Annotated in this window: 1 protein-coding gene; it reads left to right on the forward strand. The window is 77.0% G+C overall.

All coding sequences use genetic code 11. The annotated features are described in order from the left end of the window. Nucleotides 1–3,083: CHAT domain-containing protein (locus AB0J68_RS29815; RefSeq protein ID WP_363941920.1), on the forward strand; the 3,083-nt coding region annotated here is incomplete at its 5' end. Nucleotides 3,084–3,255: the final 172 nt, after the last annotated feature.

The following is a 3,255-nucleotide window of genomic DNA, read 5'->3' on the forward strand; positions in this document are numbered from 1 at the left end:
TGCGCGACCGGACGCCCGCCGACCGGGACTCCGCGATCGAGGCGTACCGGTCGGCGCTGACCGGGTTCGGCGGGCTCGACCCGGAGCTGGCCGGCACCGCGCAGGTCGGGCTCGCCACCCTGCTCGCGGACCGGCACCAGGCCGTCGCCGATCCGGTCGACCTCGACGCGGCGATCGACGCGTACCGGGCCGCCGCCGGTTCCGGAGCGACACCCGGCGGGACGGATCGCGAGGAGCTGCGCCACGCCATGGCCGGTCTGCTGGCGACACGGTACGAGTTGCGGCAGCGGGCCGACGACGTCACCGAGGCGGTACGGGTGCTGCGCCCCGGCGTGGCCGCCGCCCGGGACTCCGGCCAACGGGCGCGTCGGCTCGCCGACCTCGGCTACGCGCTCGCGCTCGGCCACGCCGACCTCGGCGGGGTGAGCGCGCTGCGCGCCGCACGGGACGCGCTGACCGAGGCGGAACGCCTGCTTCCCCGTACCGACCCGCTGCGTCACCACGTGCTCAACAACCTCGGCAACACCCTGCGCGAACTCTCCGACCTGGCCGGAGAGCCGGCGCTGCTGGAGCCGGCCGCGGTCGCGCTGCGCTCGGCCGTGGCCGCCGCCGGGCCGGACGCCGCGTCCCTGCCCCGGTACCGCTCGAACCTGGGCCTGGTGCTGCAGGCGCTGTTCGCCTCGACCCAGGACCTGGCGACCCTGACCGAGGCGATCCAGGTGCTGGCGCAGGTGATCGACACGACGCCACCCGGGCACCCGGACCGGTTGCCGGCGCTGACCAACTACGGGGCCGCCCTGAACCGCCGGGTCGAACTCTTCCTCGACGGCGCGCTGCCCGCCGGCGGCGAGCCCGCCGACCAGGTCGCGGCCGGCGTCGCCCGGGACTCCGACGCCGCGGTGGCCGCCCTGCGCGAGGCCGCCCAGCTGGCCGAACAGGAGGCCACCCCCAGCGAGTACGCCCAGACGCTCGGCACCCACGCGCTGGCCCACCTGCTGCGGCACCGCCTGCACGGCGACCTGCCGGCGCTCGACACGGCGATTCGACTGCTCCGGCGACTGAGCGAGCGACAGTCGCTCGGCGCGGACCGCTACCGGATCCTCACCAACCTCGCCAACGCCCTGCTGCTGCGCTACCGCGCCGGTCACGCCGACGCCGACGCCACCGCGATGCTGGCCGCGTACCGTGCAGCGGTCGACGAGCTGACCCCCGAGCACCCGGCGCGCACCATGTGTCTGAGCAATCTCGCCACCGCCCTGGAGGCGGTGGCCGACGCCGCCACCTCCGACCCCGGCTCCGCCGCGACGGCGACCGCCGGTGTGGGCGGCTCCGCCGCGCTCGCCGAGGCGGCGGCCGCGCTGCGCGCCGCCGCCGACGTCGAGTCCGCCCCGTCGCTGTTGCGGGCGGTGGCCGCCAGCAGGTACGCGGCGCACGTCGCCCAGGCCGGCGACCTTCCGGCCGCGCTCGACGGGTACGCCACCGCGATCGAGCTGATCGATCTGGTGGCCTGGCACGGCATGGACCCCGACGACCAGACCCGCCTGCTCGGGCGTTTCCCCGGGCTGGCCAGCGACGCCGCGGCGGTCGCCGTCGCCCTCGACAACCCGGAGCGCGCGGTCGAGCTGCTGGAGTACGGCCGCGGGGTCCTGCTCACCCGCGCCCACGACGCGGGCGCCGACCTGGCCGCGCTGCGCGCGCAGGCCCCCCGGCTGGCCGCCCGCCTCGCCGAACTCCAGGACGCCCTCGACGACTTCCCCGCGCCGGCCGGGGTGGCATCGGCGGCTGGGCTGACAGCGACCGCCGGACCGACCCCGGAGCAGCGGTACGACCTCGCCACCCGCCGTCGCCAGCTGCTGACCGAGATCCGCGACCGGCCCGGCTTCGCCGACTTCCTCCGTCCACCGCCCTTCGACGAGCTGGCCCGGGCCGCCGCCGACGGTCCGGTGGTGCTGGTCAACGTGGCTGCCCGGCGCTGCGACGCGCTGGTCGTCGCCAAGGGCCGGGTCAGCGTGGTGCCGCTGCCGGAGCTGACCCTGGACGAGCTGGTCGTCCGGACGGCGAGCTTCCTGGCCGCGATCGCGGTGCTCACCGGGCCGGCGGCGCCGGACGTCCCGCAGCCGCAGGTGCAGCGTCGTCGATCGGCGGCCCGCGCCGAGGTCGCCCAGACACTGGACTGGCTGTGGCGGGTCGTCGCCGCACCCGTACTCGACCGGCCTCTCCCCGCCCCGCCGTCGGCGGACGCCGAACCGTCCACCCCGCCGTCGGCGGACGCCGAACCGCCCGCCGTGCCGTGGTCCGGCGTGGGCGGGTCGGTGGGGGAGTGGCCTCGGTTGTGGTGGTGTCCCACCGGGGTGCTCACCCTGCTGCCGCTGCACGCGGCCGGTCCGATCGAGGGTGGCGACGGGGTGCTGGACCGGGTGGTCCCGTCGTACACGGCGTCGCTGCGGGCGCTGGCGCACGCGCGCCGGGGCGTCCCGGCCCGGCCCGAACCGGTCGACTCGGCGGTGTTCGTCGGCATGCCCCAGACGCCCGGCCTCGCCGACCTGTCCGGCGTCGCGCGGGAGGAGAAGATCGTCCGTCAGCACGTGCCGCAGGTCCGCTCACTGCTCGGCTCGGTGGCCACCCCGGCGGCCGTGCTCGCCGCCCTGCCCGACCAGCCGGTCGCCCACCTGTCCTGTCACGGCACGCAGGACCTGCGCGCCCCGGCCTGGGGTCGTCTGGAGCTGGCCGGCGGCGCGCTGCACGTCCGGGACCTGTGGCGGCCGGCCGGCAACCCGGCGGCGCTGGCGGTGCTCTCGGCCTGCGAGACGGTACGCGGCGGGGCGGCCCTGCCCGACGAGGCGCTCACGCTCGGTACGGCCTTTCAACTGGTCGGCTTCCGGCACGTCATCGGCGCGCTGTGGTCCATCTCGGACACGCTGACCGTGCGGCTCTGCAAGGACCTCTACGACGGATTGTCAGTGCCCGGAGGGATCGCGCCGGACCGCGCGGCCGTGGCCCTGCACGCGGCGGTCCGCCACCTCCGCGATGACCTGCCGGATCACCCGGACACCTGGGCCGGCTACGCCCACCTCGGCCCCTGACGGCCGCCCGCCGGACCGCCAGGCCAGGGGCGCTGGGTACACCGCGCGCTAGCGAGCCGACGGTGGGGAGCTGACGGCCGGGGAGCTGACGGCCGGGGAGGCGGGGCGGGCGGGGGCGTACCAGGTCACGCCGACGGCCGCGACCAGCAACGCGGTGCAGAGCAGCACCAGC

Origin of the sequence: Micromonospora sp. NPDC049580, assembly GCF_040675595.1 — a bacterium.
GTDB lineage: Bacteria > Actinomycetota > Actinomycetes > Mycobacteriales > Micromonosporaceae > Micromonospora.